This window comes from Roseovarius sp. CAU 1744, from assembly GCF_039839345.1.
Classification (GTDB): Bacteria; Pseudomonadota; Alphaproteobacteria; order Rhodobacterales; family Rhodobacteraceae; genus Roseovarius.
This window is the reverse complement of sequence record NZ_JBDOQV010000012.1, coordinates 160,260-174,964: the sequence shown is the minus strand read 5'-3', so window position 1 is coordinate 174,964 and position 14,705 is coordinate 160,260. Positions and strand designations below refer to the sequence as shown.

Annotated in this window: 13 protein-coding genes; 6 read left to right on the top strand and 7 right to left on the bottom strand. The window is 64.0% G+C overall.

Annotation, left to right across the window (positions count from 1 at the left end; all coding sequences use genetic code 11):
* Window positions 1-117: 117 nt before the first annotated feature.
* The 3 genes from AAFO92_RS21520 to AAFO92_RS21510 form a co-directional block, all read right to left on the bottom strand.
* Window positions 118-894: a 3'(2'),5'-bisphosphate nucleotidase CysQ gene (locus AAFO92_RS21520; protein ID WP_347538814.1), complete on the bottom strand. Its 777-nt coding sequence runs from the start codon at window positions 892-894 to the stop codon at window positions 118-120.
* Window positions 881-2,227 (bottom strand): TldD/PmbA family protein, encoded by a 1,347-nt coding sequence (locus AAFO92_RS21515; protein WP_347538812.1) that lies wholly within the window; start codon window positions 2,225-2,227, stop codon window positions 881-883. Before AAFO92_RS21515 ends, AAFO92_RS21520 begins: the two co-directional genes overlap by 14 nt.
* Window positions 2,228-2,385: 158 nt before the next feature.
* Window positions 2,386-3,858: a DUF2125 domain-containing protein gene (locus AAFO92_RS21510; protein ID WP_347538810.1), complete on the bottom strand. Its 1,473-nt coding sequence runs from the start codon at window positions 3,856-3,858 to the stop codon at window positions 2,386-2,388.
* Between the two features lie 187 nt (window positions 3,859-4,045).
* Here AAFO92_RS21510 and AAFO92_RS21505 point away from each other — a divergent pair, with 187 nt between their 5' ends.
* From AAFO92_RS21505 to AAFO92_RS21495, 3 genes are read left to right on the top strand one after another with little or no spacing between them, the layout of a single operon-like run.
* Window positions 4,046-4,795: an SDR family oxidoreductase gene (locus AAFO92_RS21505; protein ID WP_347538808.1), complete on the top strand. Its 750-nt coding sequence runs from the start codon at window positions 4,046-4,048 to the stop codon at window positions 4,793-4,795.
* The gene (locus AAFO92_RS21500; RefSeq protein ID WP_347538807.1) at window positions 4,792-5,400 is read left to right on the top strand and encodes an enoyl-CoA hydratase/isomerase family protein; all 609 of its coding nucleotides are present in this window, start codon (window positions 4,792-4,794) and stop codon (window positions 5,398-5,400) included. Before AAFO92_RS21505 ends, AAFO92_RS21500 begins: the two co-directional genes overlap by 4 nt.
* A complete protein-coding gene (locus AAFO92_RS21495; protein ID WP_347538805.1) occupies window positions 5,400-6,149 on the top strand; it encodes a VOC family protein in 750 nt (249 codons plus the stop codon). Before AAFO92_RS21500 ends, AAFO92_RS21495 begins: the two co-directional genes overlap by 1 nt.
* 29 nt (window positions 6,150-6,178) lie before the next feature.
* Here AAFO92_RS21495 and AAFO92_RS21490 read toward each other — a convergent pair whose 3' ends face one another.
* A complete protein-coding gene (locus AAFO92_RS21490) occupies window positions 6,179-7,555 on the bottom strand; it encodes a multicopper oxidase family protein (protein WP_347538803.1) in 1,377 nt (458 codons plus the stop codon).
* Window positions 7,556-7,591: 36 nt separating this feature from the next.
* Window positions 7,592-7,891 carry an HNH endonuclease gene (locus tag AAFO92_RS21485; RefSeq protein ID WP_347538851.1) on the bottom strand — a complete coding sequence of 100 codons (300 nt, stop codon included), beginning with the start codon at window positions 7,889-7,891 and terminating at the stop codon, window positions 7,592-7,594.
* Window positions 7,892-7,959: 68 nt separating this feature from the next.
* On the opposite strand from AAFO92_RS21485, the gene AAFO92_RS21480 reads away from it, so the two are divergent.
* From AAFO92_RS21480 to AAFO92_RS21470, 3 genes are all read left to right on the top strand, one after another.
* Window positions 7,960-9,282: a mechanosensitive ion channel domain-containing protein gene (locus tag AAFO92_RS21480; protein ID WP_347538801.1), complete on the top strand. Its 1,323-nt coding sequence runs from the start codon at window positions 7,960-7,962 to the stop codon at window positions 9,280-9,282.
* Window positions 9,279-10,445 (top strand): TIGR03862 family flavoprotein, encoded by a 1,167-nt coding sequence (locus AAFO92_RS21475; RefSeq protein ID WP_347538799.1) that lies wholly within the window; start codon window positions 9,279-9,281, stop codon window positions 10,443-10,445. The genes AAFO92_RS21480 and AAFO92_RS21475 overlap by 4 nt, the downstream gene beginning before the upstream one ends.
* Window positions 10,446-10,586: 141 nt before the next feature.
* A complete protein-coding gene (locus tag AAFO92_RS21470; RefSeq protein ID WP_347538797.1) occupies window positions 10,587-11,024 on the top strand; it encodes a GFA family protein in 438 nt (145 codons plus the stop codon).
* Window positions 11,025-11,058: 34 nt separating this feature from the next.
* Here AAFO92_RS21470 and holA read toward each other — a convergent pair whose 3' ends face one another.
* Both holA and leuS read right to left on the bottom strand, forming a co-directional pair.
* On the bottom strand, window positions 11,059-12,084 hold the full coding sequence (gene holA / locus AAFO92_RS21465; protein ID WP_347538795.1) for a DNA polymerase III subunit delta: 1,026 nt from the start codon (window positions 12,082-12,084) through the stop codon (window positions 11,059-11,061).
* A 27-nt stretch (window positions 12,085-12,111) separates the two neighbouring features.
* Window positions 12,112-14,649: a leucine--tRNA ligase gene (gene leuS / locus AAFO92_RS21460; RefSeq protein ID WP_347538793.1), complete on the bottom strand. Its 2,538-nt coding sequence runs from the start codon at window positions 14,647-14,649 to the stop codon at window positions 12,112-12,114.
* Window positions 14,650-14,705 lie beyond the last annotated feature (56 nt).

Here is a 14,705-nt window from a genome sequence, read left to right as displayed (position 1 = left end):
TCTGCGGCACAAAGTCATATCGCGACGCGGTCGGGCAGGCGCGGCCCGAGGAAGCAGCGCGGAGCGCGGATGACGAGAGATAGAGCGTGCGCGCCGGCGCACTCAATCTGGTCGCGCTCACTCCGCCAGTTCGCTCACGATCTTGCCATGAAGCACCGGATTGGCGGCCAGGACGCCATTGACCTGTGGCAGCTTGTTGTTGAACCGCAGCGCCCGGGCAGTTCGGTCCGACGTCACCGCCCCGGCCTCGCGCAGGATCAGGTCGCCCGCGGCCACGTCCCATTCCCAGGTCGGGCGGATCGTAAGCATGGCGTCGAACCGCCCCTCGGCCACCAGCGAGGTGCGATAGGCCAACGAGGGCCGAAGCGACCGTGAGACCTCCGGCGGGTCTGCGCGCCAGAACTCCGGCGCAAAGGCGGGCCTGGCCGCCAGGACCGACGCGCCCGGCAATTCGGTCGCCCCGGATACCCGGATCTGCCGGCCGTTCAGCCGCGCGCCCTCGCCCGCCGCCGCGGAATAAAGCTTGTCGCGCAGGGGCAGATATACCACCGCCGCCGTGACCACGCCCCGCTGCGCCACCGCCAGCGCATGGGCCCATGTACGCGAACCTTCGATGAAGCTACGGGTACCGTCGATCGGGTCGACGATAAACACATGCTCTTGCTGCAGCCGCGCAAGATCGTCTTCGGATTCCTCCGAGAGCCAGCCATAATCCGGCCGGGCCGTTCGCAATTCGCGGAACAGCATGTCGTTCACCGCCAGATCGGCCTCGGTCACCGGGCCGGCATCGCCGGACTTGTCCCAGCGGCGCGCGGTCTCGCCGCGGAAACCGGTGGCAATCTCACCGGCGGCGCGGGCTGCCCGGATCAGCAGGGCAAGATCAGTTTCCGGCAAGGGTCATCCCTTCGACCAGCAATGACGGCACAACGCGTGACAGATGGGTGCGGGCGTCATTCGCCGGGATGATCCGGCGCAGCATCTCCGGCAGGGATCCGGCGATCGTGCATTCATTCACGGGGTGACTGATTTCACCCTTTTCCACCCAGAAACCGCTGGCACCGCGGGAATAGTCGCCGGTATTGGGGTTGATGGTCGCGCCGATCATCGACGTCACCAGCAACCCGGTCCCCATTTGTGCGATCAGGTCGTCACGCGACGCCGCGCCCTGCGTCAGCGCCGTGTTCCACACGCCGGGCGATGGCGGGGACGAGGTACCGCGCTTGGCATTCCCGGTTGAGGTCATGCCCAGCTTGCGCGCCGTGGCCAGATCCAGCGTCCAGCCCGTGAGGATGCCATCCTCGACGATCCGGCGCGCCCGCGTCGGCAGCCCCTCGGCATCGAAGGGGCGCGATGCCGCGACCCGTGTCCGATGCGGATCCTCGGTAATCGACAGCTCCGGCGGCAAGACCTGCTCGCCCAGCTTTCCCAGCAGCCAGGAAGAACCGCGCGCAATCGACAATCCGTTCGCCGCCGCCAGCAGATGGCCAATCAGGCTCGAGGAGACACGTTCATCGAAGAGCACCGGATAGGCGCCGGTTGGCGGCTTGCGTGCGTCCAGCCGTTCCGCGGCACGTTCACCTGCGCGCTGCCCGATCTCCCGCGCAGATCGGAGATCGGCGCCAAAGATGCGGCTGTCCCCGTCATGGTCCCGCTCCATCCCCGCGCCGGTCCCGGCGATGGCGACGCAGGACAAACCGCGATCGGTACGCGCATAGCCGCCGGAAAACCCGTTGCTGGCCGCCATATGTATCTGCCGGTGGCTATAGGCCGCCGATGCCGCCTGCACCTGGCTGACACCCTTGACCGCCAGCGCCGCCGCCTCGGCTTCCTCGGCGTCGCGCTGCAACTCGGCGGGCGAGGGTTCTGGCGCGGGGTCGGACAGTTCCAGCGCGTCGATGTCCCAGCCCTTGGCCAGCTGCTCCGCAGCGGCCAGCCCGATATCTGGGTCTTCGGGCGCTTCCCTTGCCATTGCCACGGCGCGCTCGGCCAGGGCGGTCAGGGTCTCGGAACGCGTATCCGAGGCCGAGACATTTGCCTGCCGCTGCCCGATCAGCACCCGCAGCCCGATATCCACCCCCTCGGAGCGTTCGGCCTGTTCCAGTGTCCCGGCACGCACGTCAATCGACAACGATGCCCCCCGCACCGCCAGCGCATCCGCCGCATCCGCCCCCGCCCGGCGCGCCGCATCCAGCAGGGCATCGGTCAGATCGTGCAAGGTATCGGGCATGTTCAATCTCCTGTCCGGCAACAGGTAGAGCCTGCGACCGCAGGGTGCAAGTGCAGGTGAATGCAGAACCGGGCGCGGTCAGTGGAGATACGGAACCGCGCAAGAAAAAGGGGCCGCAGGCGACATGCCCGCGGCCCCTATGCCGGATTGTCATGCGGTCACTTGAGGCGCTGACCGTTGGCCTTGACCTGGCCGTCGCCGGTGACTTCGATTTTCGAGGTCAGCTCGTCTTCGCCCTGACCGGGAACCGCAAACATGCCCATCATCATGCGCGCGCCCATCGCCTGTTCCTCGGGCACAAAACCCATCGCGACCAGCTTGTCCAAGAGGCCATTGCCGCCAACCAGTTTCAGATCGACCGAGCCGGTCGGGGCGGGCATCCCGCCAAAGGTGACCATGTCACTGTTGTCGAAGGTAAAGCCGCCCTCGCCGGTCAGTTCGGCACCGGCGACGCTGACCCGCAGGTTGTTCAGGTCCAGCGCGTGCAATTCGCCTGGCATCTTTTCACCCCGATCGACCGCCGCCATTTCGTCCGGGTTCATCAGGTCGACCAGAAGCTTGACCTTGCCGGTCAGATCAATCGCGATCGTGGCCGGATCACGCGGCAACTGGCCGCCCGCATCGAACATGCTCCAGATCAGGTCCGACATGGTGAAATCGCCCATCGTCAGGCCAAAGGCGAAATCCTGCTCCTCGTCGCTGCTGGCGACCGGCATCAGCAAGTTGAACGCGGTTTCCCGCATCGCCATCTCCACCGGGAACGGAAATTCGCCACCCGACAGCTGTATTTCGTAGTCAACGGCGCGCCCCGCATAGCTGAGCCGATCGGCATCCATCGCCACATCCAGCGTACCGCCCCCGGTGCTGCTGGCGCCCTGAACCGCCTGTTCTTCGTCGGTAAAGTTGAACTCGGAACTGCCCGCCCCGAAACTGAAGGCGCCGTTGAACGCGAATCCGGCCTCCAGCATCTCGGACATCTGGGCCGGGTCCATCACGAGGGGAAAGCTGCCTTCGCCGGTAAATCCGATGCTGTCATAACCACCGCTGACCTTCATCTGGCCGGGACCCTCGGGATCGTTGATATCCGCCAGGAAGGTGATCGGCCCGGAATTGACCCGCTGCACGGTACTCCGCATGTCGCCTTTTTTCATGTTCGACGAACCGGTGATGTCGGTCATCGTCACGCTGGCTTGCCCGAAATCCACGGGCGCGCCGTTCACGGCCATCTCGGCCAGGGCGATGGTGATCTCGGCAACCGAGTAATTATAGGTCATGTCATCGGGATCACCCGAAATGACCACCGAATAGCCGGACGTATCGTAATCGACTTTCACGTCGACATCTTCACCCTCGGCGGCGTCAACATTCACCGTGATCGGCATCTGCGGCGGGATCGACATCGAAACGGTGCCGTCGCCATTGTCGGTAAAGGTGAAACCACCCATCGCGATGCTGATCGAGACATCTTCTTCGGGGATCTGCATGGCCATCGTCAGGTTGCTGACCGTCAGCGCCCCGGCGGAATAATCCTCCTCGGCCTGCATGTCATAGCCGAACCCGGCCATGTACTGTTTCCAGTCATTCCAGACCTGTTCGGCCGTCACATCGGCAAATGCCGCAGATCCCGTCATGAAAACACTTATGGCAGCCGCCGACACCGCGGCGGTTCTTTTGTGCGCCATCATTAACCCTTTCGATTTGAAAGCTTGAATTTCAGTACCAACTTCTTCCCAAGTAGTCATGGGGTCAAGTGGTGATCTGGCTGGACCACCGGCAGCCCTGCGTCTAGGACTTCTTTATCAATAAAAGGGCGAGAATATGAAGTTACAAGGCAAGACCGTGGTGATCACCGGGGCAAGTCGTGGCATTGGCGCGGCCGCGGCCCGCGAATTTGCGGGTGCCGGCGCGAATGTGGCTTTGTTGGCGCGGGGCAGCGATGCCATCAATGCGCTGGCGGCCGAAATCGGTGATCAGGCCATCGCCCTTCCCTGTGACGTCAGCCGATACGCGGAACTTGAAAAGGCCGTGCACACCGCTGCCGACAGGTTCGGCAGCCTCGATGTGCTGATCGGCAATGCCGGGGTGATCGAACCGGTCTCGCATCTTTCTCAGGCAGATCCGGATGCCTGGGGCCATGTCATCGACATCAATCTCAAGGGGATTTTTTACGGGATGCGCGCGGCGATGCCCCTGATGCAGGCCGCGGGCGGTGGCACCATCATCACCATCAGCTCGGGCGCCGCGCACAGCGCGCTGGAGGGGTGGAGCCATTACTGCTCTTCCAAGGCCGGGGCGGCGATGCTTACCATGTGTGCCGACAAGGAAGGGCGCGCGCAGGGCATTCGCGCGATGGGCCTGTCACCCGGCACCGTTGCCACGCAGATGCAGCGCGAAATCAAGGCCAGCGGCGTCAACCCCGTGGCGCAGCTGGACTGGTCCGACCATATCCCGCCCGAATGGCCGGCCAGGGCGCTGTTGTGGATGTGTGACCCGGACGCAGATGAGTTTATCGGCCAGGAGATTTCGCTGCGCGACGAAAACATCCGCAAACGCATAGGGCTGGCATGATCGAGCTGGAAAAAGACGGCGGGCTGTGGATCGCGACCCTGAATCGCCCTGAAAAGGCCAATTCGCTGACCGAAGACATGCTGGTCCGGCTGGCCGAAATCGCCGAGGCGGCGCAGCAGGCCCGCGTGCTGATCCTGACGGGTCGGGGCCGCGCCTTCAGCGCCGGGATGGATCTCGAAGCGGCCAAGACAGGTCTGCCGACCTCGCCGGTATGGGAGCGGCTGTCGACGGCCATCGCGGCCCTTCCGGGCCTGTCGATCGCCGCGCTGAACGGCACCGTGGCCGGCGGCGCGATGGGCATGGTCCTGGCCTGCGACCTGCGGATCGCGGTGCCCGAGGCCAAGGCGTTCTATCCGGTGATGCGTCTGGGGTTTCTGCCGCAGCCGTCCGACCCGGCGCGCCTGACCCGCCTCGTCGGACCCTCCCGCGCGCGGATGATCCTGATGGCCGGGCAAAAGATCTCGTCCGAGGAAGCACTTGGCTGGGGCCTTTTCGACCGGGTCGTCGCGCCCGATGCACTGCTGCAGACGGCGCGTTATCTGGCGGCCGACACCTTGGCCGCGACACCGGAGCATGTGGCCGGAATCAAGGGGCTCTGCCGCTGATGCCGCGCCTGTCGGCAGTTCTGCTATCAGTCTCTGATCCAGCGGAACTTGCCGATTTCTATGTATCTTTCCTGGGGATGAGGGCCCGCCGGGATGCGGAAGGATGGCGGGTTGGATATGATGGCATCGATGCGGATATCCTGCTGCGGCCCGGCGGTTCCGGGTACCGACATGCCGCCACGGATCGCTACTGGAAAATTGGCATCACCTTGCCCAATGTGGATATCGCCCATGCGCAGCTAACCGCTGCGGGGGTCGTGGTCAGCCAGCCGCACCAGTTCCGCGATATCGGATACATGTGCCATCTCAGCGACCCCGAGGGGTTCCAGATCGAGCTGCTGCAGCATGATTTCCAAGCCAACCGCCCCACATCGGCGGGTGATCGGAGCCTGCCTTTGGGTGGAGGCGCCCGTATCGGCCAGATCACGCTGCGCAGCACCGCAGATGAGATTCTGCCGGAGCCGTTCAAAAAACTCGGCATGCGGCACTTGTCGGTTCAGCCGGTGAAGGATCTGGGGTTTGTCCTGCATTTCTGGGCCTTCACCCAGGACACGCCGCCCAATCCCGAGCTTGACGCCGTCGAAAACCGCGCGTGGCTCTGGAAACGTCCCTATACCACGCTTGAAATCCAATGTGTCGACGGGCTGGTTGCGACCGCGAATTCCGGTTATGCCGGGATCGGTGTCGCGGGTCTTGCCCGGCGGCTTGCGGGTGATGCCAGCAATGAAATCAGACCCTATCCCACCTGAATGTTGACCAAGATGGTCGGACGACACCCTTATGTCACGCGGATCCAGTTCATCATACCCGACATCTGATGTGCCGGCATGTGACAATGAAACATCCAGTCACCGGGGTTTTCCGCGACAAAGGCAACCTCGCGGGTCGTGCCCGGGTCGATCAATAGCGTATCGCGCCACGGTCCCAGGCCGCCTTCGGCCAGCACCTCGCGGAAATGGGTGCCGTGCAAGTGCATCGCATGGTGAAAGGCAGTCCGGTTGCTGATGGGCACGCGGATGCTTTCCCCCAGCGCGGCCTGAATCATGGGCTCTGTGGGCATCCCGGCAACCCCGTTAAATGCCCAGAACTGGCCCAGTTCGGCCAGTTGGCGCATATCCATGCGGGTGCCTTCCCAGCTGGCCCCCCCGGGCAATCCCCGCATCGCACCGCCCTCCATTACCAGCGGCACACGGCGCGCCGCGGTAAGGTCAATCGCGGGCATGTCATTGGGCGGCAGGGGCCTGGGCCCGTCACGAAAGGCGCCGCCGGGGCCGGCCACGTCATAGATGGCCATTGCATAGGCGGCTTCGCGCTCGACCGATGCGATCAGTGCCTCGCCCCCGGCCTCGGCGGTCACATCCACCAGCAGATCGACCCGCTGCGCCGGTGCAATCACGATCTCGACACTTTCCTGAGGAGCAACCAGCGGCATCCCGTCCAGCGCCACGACCCACGCCCGCAATCCATCGAAACGCAGCCGGAACACCCGCGCTGTCGCCGTATTCACCAGCCGCAACCGGTGCCGCGTACCGCGCTGCAAACTGCCGGTCAGTTCCGGCAACCCGTTGACAGTGATGTAATTTCCCAATCTGCCCGCGTGGGACATGTCATGACGATTGTCAAAGGACGGGTCTATCACCGCCTCTTGGGTCATCCGCCAGTCATCCAACACCAGCGTCGCATCGCCATCCACATCGGGCGGATCGGCCTCATCCACAACCAGTACCCCGGCCAACCCGCGCGACACCTGCTCCAGCGAATTGGCGTGGGGGTGATACCAGTATGTGCCTGCGTCCCCAAGTCTGAAGCGATATTCGAACGCCGCGCCCGGCGCGACAAGGGGCTGGGTCATGCCCGGCACGCCATCCATCGCGTTAGGCAGCCGCAGCCCGTGCCAGTGCACCGTCGTTCCCTGCTCCAACCGATTAACCAGGCGCACATTCAACGTCCCGCCCTGGCGATACCGCAGCGGCGTGCCGGGTACCGCGCCGTTATAGGCCCAAACCTGTGTCCGCGGGTAATCCGGCGGTGCGATCTGCAAGAGCGTCTCGGCAGCGCTGAGCGCGACACCTTCACCGGCCTGCGCCACCCCGGCGGATTGCAGCATCGGCAGGGTCGCCATCCCGGCCAGAAACCCTCGTCGCCTGATCTGCATATCTCCTCCTTACAAGTCTCTGATCCAGCCCGGAACTTACCTTTTTCGCCGCCGCCCCGGTGTCTTGGAATGAAACCCGGGCGGCCGTTTGCGCACCCAGTTGATGAATTTCTCCAACCGCGGATGGGCCCGCAATGCGTCAATCGTCGCATAATCCCGCGCCAGTTCCGCCTCGGTCAAGGTCGCATGGATTTCATTATGACAGATCTGGTGCAGCAACACGACCGGCCCGCCCTTGCCGCCTTTCAGCTTGGGGATCAGATGGTGCAGGCTCTGGCTTGCATCAGCGGGAACGGGCCGGCCGCACAGGGGGCATATGGGTGTCTTGGTCGGTATGGCTTGATCCTTTTGGCTTCGCGGGGCATGAGTTTGAGTGTATCGGGAAAAATGGCAAGAGGTGCGTGATGGATTGGGAAACCCAGCCCGAGATTATCCGGCAGGCCCATGATTATGCGCTTCAGGGTTGGGATCTTGCGCGAGAGTGGCTCCTGTCGCCTGCCGCCTGGTCGCAATTCGCCTTGCTGGTCGTGGCCTATCTGGTCGCCCTGGTAGTCTCGCGCAAGCTCAAGCCGGTCCTGCGCCAATTGCTGACCCCGCCCGAGGGGCAGGATCACGCCATCGCCCGCGCGCGCCGCTTTCTGCTGCTGCTTGTCCCGCTCCTGCTGCCGTTGCTTGCCTATGGCTTTACCGGCATGGGTGAAAACATCACCCGTTCCGTCTTTGGTTCCGGCGAGGTGATCGCCTTCGGCAAGCGCGTCTTCCTGTTTCTGGCGGTGCGCATCCTTGTACATCGCATCATACAGGATCCGTTCCTCAAGGCCGTGGGCAAATATATCCTGGTCCCGGTGGCCGCCATTTACGCCGTCGGCCTGCTGGGCGCGCTTACGACCTGGCTGGAGGGCACGGTCGTGCCCCTCGGCAACATGTCCTTCAGCGTGCTGTGGCTGATCAAGGCGGTTGTCACCGGCGGGGTGATCTTCTGGCTGGGGCGCTGGTCCAATGACCAATCGGCCAGCTTTATCGAACAGCAGAAGGAAATGCGCCCGGCCACGCGGCAACTTGCCGTGAAGGCAGCGGAAATCGCCATCTTTGGCGCCGCCTTCCTGATCCTGATGAACATCCTCGGTATCTCGCTCACCTCGCTTGCGGTATTGGGTGGCGCGATCGGCGTGGGGTTGGGGTTCGGTCTGCAAAAGATCGCGGCCAATTTCATTTCCGGCGTGATCCTCCTGCTCGAAGGGCAGGCGACGGTGGGCGACTATGTCGAGCTGGACAATGGTGAGGCCGGCACCATCGTCAAGACCACCGCCCGCGCGATGATCCTTGAAACCTTCGATGGCCGCTGGATCGTGGTCCCGAACGAGGATTTCATCACCACGCGGGTGGTCAATTATTCCGATCAGGGCAGCGCCAACCGCTACGAGGCGCCGTTTTCCGTCAGCTACAACACCGATATCAATCGGGTGCCCGACATCATCGAAAAGGCGGTCTCCAAGCTGGATTTCGTGCTGCAGGAACCCGACAAACCCGATTGCGAACTGCGCGCCTTCGCCGATAGCGGCGTAGAATTCGCGGTGGAATTCTGGGTCAATGGCATCGACGACGGCAAAAACCGGTTCACACCGCAGGTACTGTTTGCCATCTGGAACGCGCTGAAAGAGCACGACATCGAAATTCCCTTCCCGCAGCGTGTCGTGCATCACAAGGGTCTGCCGCCCGGCTCATGATGGACGCGCTTGTCATCGGTGCAGGCCCCGCCGGTCTGATGGCGGCCGAGGAGCTGGCCCGTGCAGGCCACCGCGTGCGGGTGGCCGAGGCCAAACCCTCGGTGGCGCGAAAACTGCTGATGGCCGGAAAATCAGGCCTGAACCTGACCCGCGATGAACCCTTCGACCGGTTCCTTGCCGCCTATGGCCGGGACGCCACTGTGCTGGATCCAATGTTGCGCGCATTCGGGCCGGAACAGGTAAAGAACTGGGCAACCGGGCTGGAACAGAGCCTGTTCACGGGCTCCACCGGACGCGTTTTTCCCACCGTCATGAAAGCCTCACCCCTGCTGCGGGCATGGCTGGCGCGGCTGTCAGACCTTGGCGTTGAGATCAGAACCCGCTGGCACTGGCAGGGATGGGACGCGGATGGCGTAATCTTTGATACGCCCGGTGGCGCGCAGCTCCTGGCACCCGCCGTCACGGTTCTGGCCTGTGGCGGCGCAAGCTGGGCCAGGCTGGGTTCTGACGGTGCCTGGGCCGCGCATGTTCCCGCATCGGCCCTCACCCCGTTCCAGCCCGCAAATGCCGCCCTGTCGGTGAACTGGAGCCCGCATATGCGTCCTCATTTCGGTACCGCGCTCAAGGCGGTGCGCTGGTCCGCCGGGACGCTGAGCTCGCGCGGGGAAGCTGTCATCACGGAACGCGGGCTCGAAGGCGGCGGGCTTTATACCCTGACGCCGGCAATGCGGGCCGGAGGCGCCCTGACCGTGGACCTCGCGCCCGATGTTCCTCTGGCCAGGCTGGCCGCGCAACTGTCTGCCAAGCCCGAAACCCTGCGCCTGTCCCGCTGGCTGAAGAACGCGCTGCGGTTGTCACCGGCCAAATGCGCCCTCTTCCTGGAATATGCCCAGGGCCGGGCGCTGCCGCGCAGGGACTGGGCACAAACGCTCAAGGCGCTGCCCATCCAGCACACCGCCATTCGTCCGCTGGACGAGGCGATCTCGACCGCTGGCGGGCTGCGCTTCGACGCGCTGGACGCGCGCCTGATGCTGCGCGCCCGGCCCGGTACCTTCGCCGCCGGCGAAATGCTGGATTGGGAGGCGCCCACCGGCGGCTATCTGCTGACCGCCTGCCTCGCCACCGGTCGCTGGGCGGGCCGGGCCGCCGCGGATTACCCCTGACTGCCTTCATGGTTCCCAAAATACTCCCGCCGGAGGCGCCCGCCCTCCGCCCCCAATCGCATCTGCTGACAATTCCTGTCGCACTTCTGTGCCAGAAATTGGATAGTGTCGGTAACAACGCCATGCCCGGAGGGAAAACGCATGCCAAAAACCGGATCGTGCCTGTGTGGCGCCGTAAGATACACCGCAATCTCCGAGATCGCCGAGGCCGGCGCCTGTCATTGCAGCATGTGCCGGAAATGGTCCGGCGGGGTCTATATCGGCATTCGGGTTCCGGCCGACGCGCTCAAGATCGAGGGCGCGGAAAACCTGTCGGTCTTCACCTCTTCCGATTGGGCCGAGCGGGCGTTTTGCAGCACCTGCGGCAGCAGCCTGTATTACCGGGTCACCGCGCCGGGGCCGCATCACGGCACGTACCATATCGGCATGGGCACGCTTGATGATGCCTCGGGCGTCGAGGTGACCGAGGAGATCTTCACCGATCTCAGGCCCCGGGGGTATGCCTTTGCCGGCGAGCTGAAGGGGAAGACAGAGGCCGAGGTGATGGCAATGTTCGCCGATGCCGGCGGGGACAGCTAGCCGCGCGCCCCACGCGCGACCGGCCAGGCGCGCATTACCGCGCTGCCAACATCGCCAGCCGGATCAGCGTTCGCTCGACCAGGGCCATCGTGGGGGCGCTCTGACCGGCAGAGCGCAGTTGCAGATCCGTATCCGTCAACAGGCTCAGCGCCTGTTCCAGCCGCGGCGCGCCCCATTTCTGCGCCTGCCGCAGCATCCGGTCACGGCGCCGCCCGAAAATAGGCGGCCGCATCCGCGCGATCCCCTGCGCCGCACCGCCCGGATCTGACGCCGCCGTATAGAGCGCCCGGAAATGCCGCGTGGCCCCGATACAGAGGCTCACCGGCTGAACGCCCTGCGCCTTCAGTTTTTTCATCACCGGGCCGATTTCGCCTGATCGCGCCTCGGCCACGATATTCAGCACGTCGTCCAGATCGGCCTCGGTCGAGGTCGGCGCGCAGGCGCCAATGTCCTCGGAAGTCACCGGCGCGTCGTCCCCCAGCTTGTACAGCGCCAGTTTCTCCATCGTCTGGCGGAAATCACCCGGATCCAGATCGCGCGCCAATGCCGTCAGGTCAGTCATTGCGTCCGTGCCCACGCCGGTCAGGCCCGCCTTGTTCAGCGTCGCCTCGATCTCCTGTCGTGACGGCGGATCGTCGTAAATCCCAGTGGCATAAGCGTTTTCATGTCCCTCGAAGAGCTTGCGCAGTTTCGATGACGCCTTGAGCGCTCCGGCGGTCACGATCACCTGCGCGTCGCCTTCGGCCCATTCTGACAGGGCATCGGTGATCGGTGGCGTCATCGCGTCGGTGGCCTCTTCGACAAAGACCACGCGGGGCCCGGGAAAGAACCCCTGCGCCTTGATCGCGTCCAGCAGCATGGCCGGATCCTTGCGCAGATCCGCCGCCGGAATGCGGGTCAGCCGCATTTCATCCTCGCCTGCGGGGCCGATCAGCGCGGCGATCACCTCCTGCCGCCTGAGCGCGATACGCATCGCGTCCTGACCATAGATCAACAGCCCGGTGCGGCCCGGCTCAGGCCGGGCAAAATAGCCGGGCGCGTCGCGGGTCGAAAGCTTCATGCGCGGCCCGCGCGGTGCCGGGATTTGTCAGATGACCACATTCACGATCCGACCGGGAACAACGATGACTTTCTTGGGCTGGGCCCCGTCCAGCGCCTTTTGCACAGCATCGGTGGCGAGCGCGGTTTTTTCAACCTCGTCTTTGGCCATGTCCGGCGGCACGCTGATTTCAGCCCGGCGCTTGCCGTTGATCTGGATCGGCAGGATGATCGCCTGATCCACCAGCATCGCCTCGTCCGCCTGCGGCCAGGGTGCGTTCACCACCAGCCCCTCGCCGCCCTGCTGCGCCCAGATATCCTCGGACAAATGCGGGGTCATTGGCGACATCAGCTGCGCCAGCACCATGATCGCCTGTTTCTGCGCCGCGTGACCGGCCTTGGATTTGGACAGGGTGTTGGTGAAGGCGTAGAGCCTTGCAATCGCCGCGTTGAAGCCGAAGCTTTCCACGCCAAGCGTCACGTCGCGGATGGTCTTGTGCATCTCGCGCAGCAGGTCGTCATCGCCGTCGCCCGTGGCATCCGCCTCCATCGCGCTGACCCGGTCGCTAAGGTTCCAGACGCGGGAAAGGTGCTTGAACGCCGCCTCGGCCCCGCTGGCCGTCCATTCCACGTCGCGTTCCGGCGGGCTGTCGGAAAGGACAAACCATCGCGCGGTATCGGCCCCGTAAGAACCGATGATGTTGACCGGATCAACCACGTTCTTCTTGGATTTCGACATCTTGGCCGAGGGGATGATTTCCACCTCAGTGCCATCTGCCAGCTTCCCGTCTGTCACATCCTCGGGCAGGTGATAGACCGGCCGGCCCCTGGCATCGCGGGTCTGGTAGATCTCGTGCGTGACCATCCCTTGGGTGAAGAGCGCATCGAAAGGCTCGATGGCTGTCGAGGGCAAGTGGCCGGTGATATGCATCGCGCGGGCAAAGAACCGGCTGTAGAGCAGGTGCAGAATCGCGTGTTCGATGCCGCCGATATACTGGTCGACATTCATCCAGTATTTGGCCTCGGCCATGTCGGTCGGCGTCTCGGCGCGGGGCGCGGTGAAGCGCGCGAAATACCACGAACTGTCCACGAACGTGTCCATCGTGTCGGTCTCGCGCTTCGCCGGTTTGCCGCATTTCGGGCAGGCGCAGTCCCGCCATGTCGGGTGCCTGTCCAGCGGGTTGCCGGGGATGTCAAAGCTGACGTCATCGGGCAGTTGGACGGGCAGGTTTTCCTTGTTCTCGGGCACCACGCCGCAGGCCTCGCAATGCACCACAGGGATCGGACAGCCCCAATAGCGCTGGCGGCTCAGCCCCCAGTCGCGCAGGCGATACTTGACCTGACCTTTGCCCAGATCCTTGGCTTCGAACCAGTCAATCGTGGCGTCGATACCTTCCTGGCTGGTGACGTCGGCGATCCCTGCGAAATGGTCGATATAGACAACCTTCTCGGATTTTGCAGGGACCAGCGCCTCGTTTTCAACCTCGGTCTCGTCACCGGGCATGTAGAAGGCGTTGCGCACATCAAGGCCGTATTTCCGGGCGAAATCCAGGTCGCGCTGGTCATGTGCCGGGCAGCCAAAGACAGCGCCGGTGCCGTAATCCATCAGGACGAAATTGCCGACCCAGACCGGCAGGTCGATATCCGGGTAAATCGGGTGGCGCACGGTGATGCCGGTGTCGATCCCCTTCTTCTCGGCCTTTTCCATCGCGGCCTCGGTGGTGTCCATCTTGCGGGTTTCGGCGATGAAGGCGGCGAGTTCGGCATTGTGCTCGGCCAGTTCGCGCGACAGCGGATGTTCGGGCGAGATCGCGATGAAGCTGGCGCCGCGCATCGTGTCGGGGCGGGTCGAGTAGCACAGTACCGGCTCGCCGCCATCGGTGCGGTGGAACGGGATTTCGATGCCGCGCGACTTGCCGATCCAGTTTTCCTGCATCAGCCGCACCTTGGCGGGCCAGTTATCAAGGCCGTCCAGCGCCTCGAGCAATTCCTCGGAGAAATCGCTGATCTTGAAGAACCACTGCGTCAGCTCGCGGCGTTCCACCTCGGCGCCCGAGCGCCAGCCCTTGCCGTCGATCACCTGTTCATTGGCCAGCACCGTCATGTCGACCGGGTCCCAGTTGACCACGGCGTTCTTGCGGTAGACCAGCCCCTTGTCCAGCATGTCGAGGAACAGCGCCTGTTGCTGGCCGTAATATTCCGGGTCGCAGGTGGCGAATTCGCGGCTCCAGTCAATCGACAATCCCAGCGGCTTCATCTGCGCGCGCATGTCGTCGATGTTCTGATAGGTCCAGTCCTTGGGGTGGCCGCCGATGGCCATTGCCGCGTTCTCCGCAGGCATCCCGAACGCGTCCCAGCCCATCGGGTGCAGCACGTTATGCCCCGTGGCCAGCTTGTAACGCGCGATCACGTCGCCCATCGTGTAGTTGCGCACATGGCCCATATGGATGCGGCCCGAGGGGTAGGGGAACATCTCGAGCACGTAGTATTTCGGTTTGTCATCCGTGTGGGTGGCCCGGAAAATCCCGGCCTCGTCCCAGGCCTGTTGCCACTTGGCTTCGATTTCGGCGGCGGAATAGCGCGACATCGGCGTCGGATCCTCTGGTCATCTGATCGGTCCAGAGCGTGATAGGCGCATGGGCG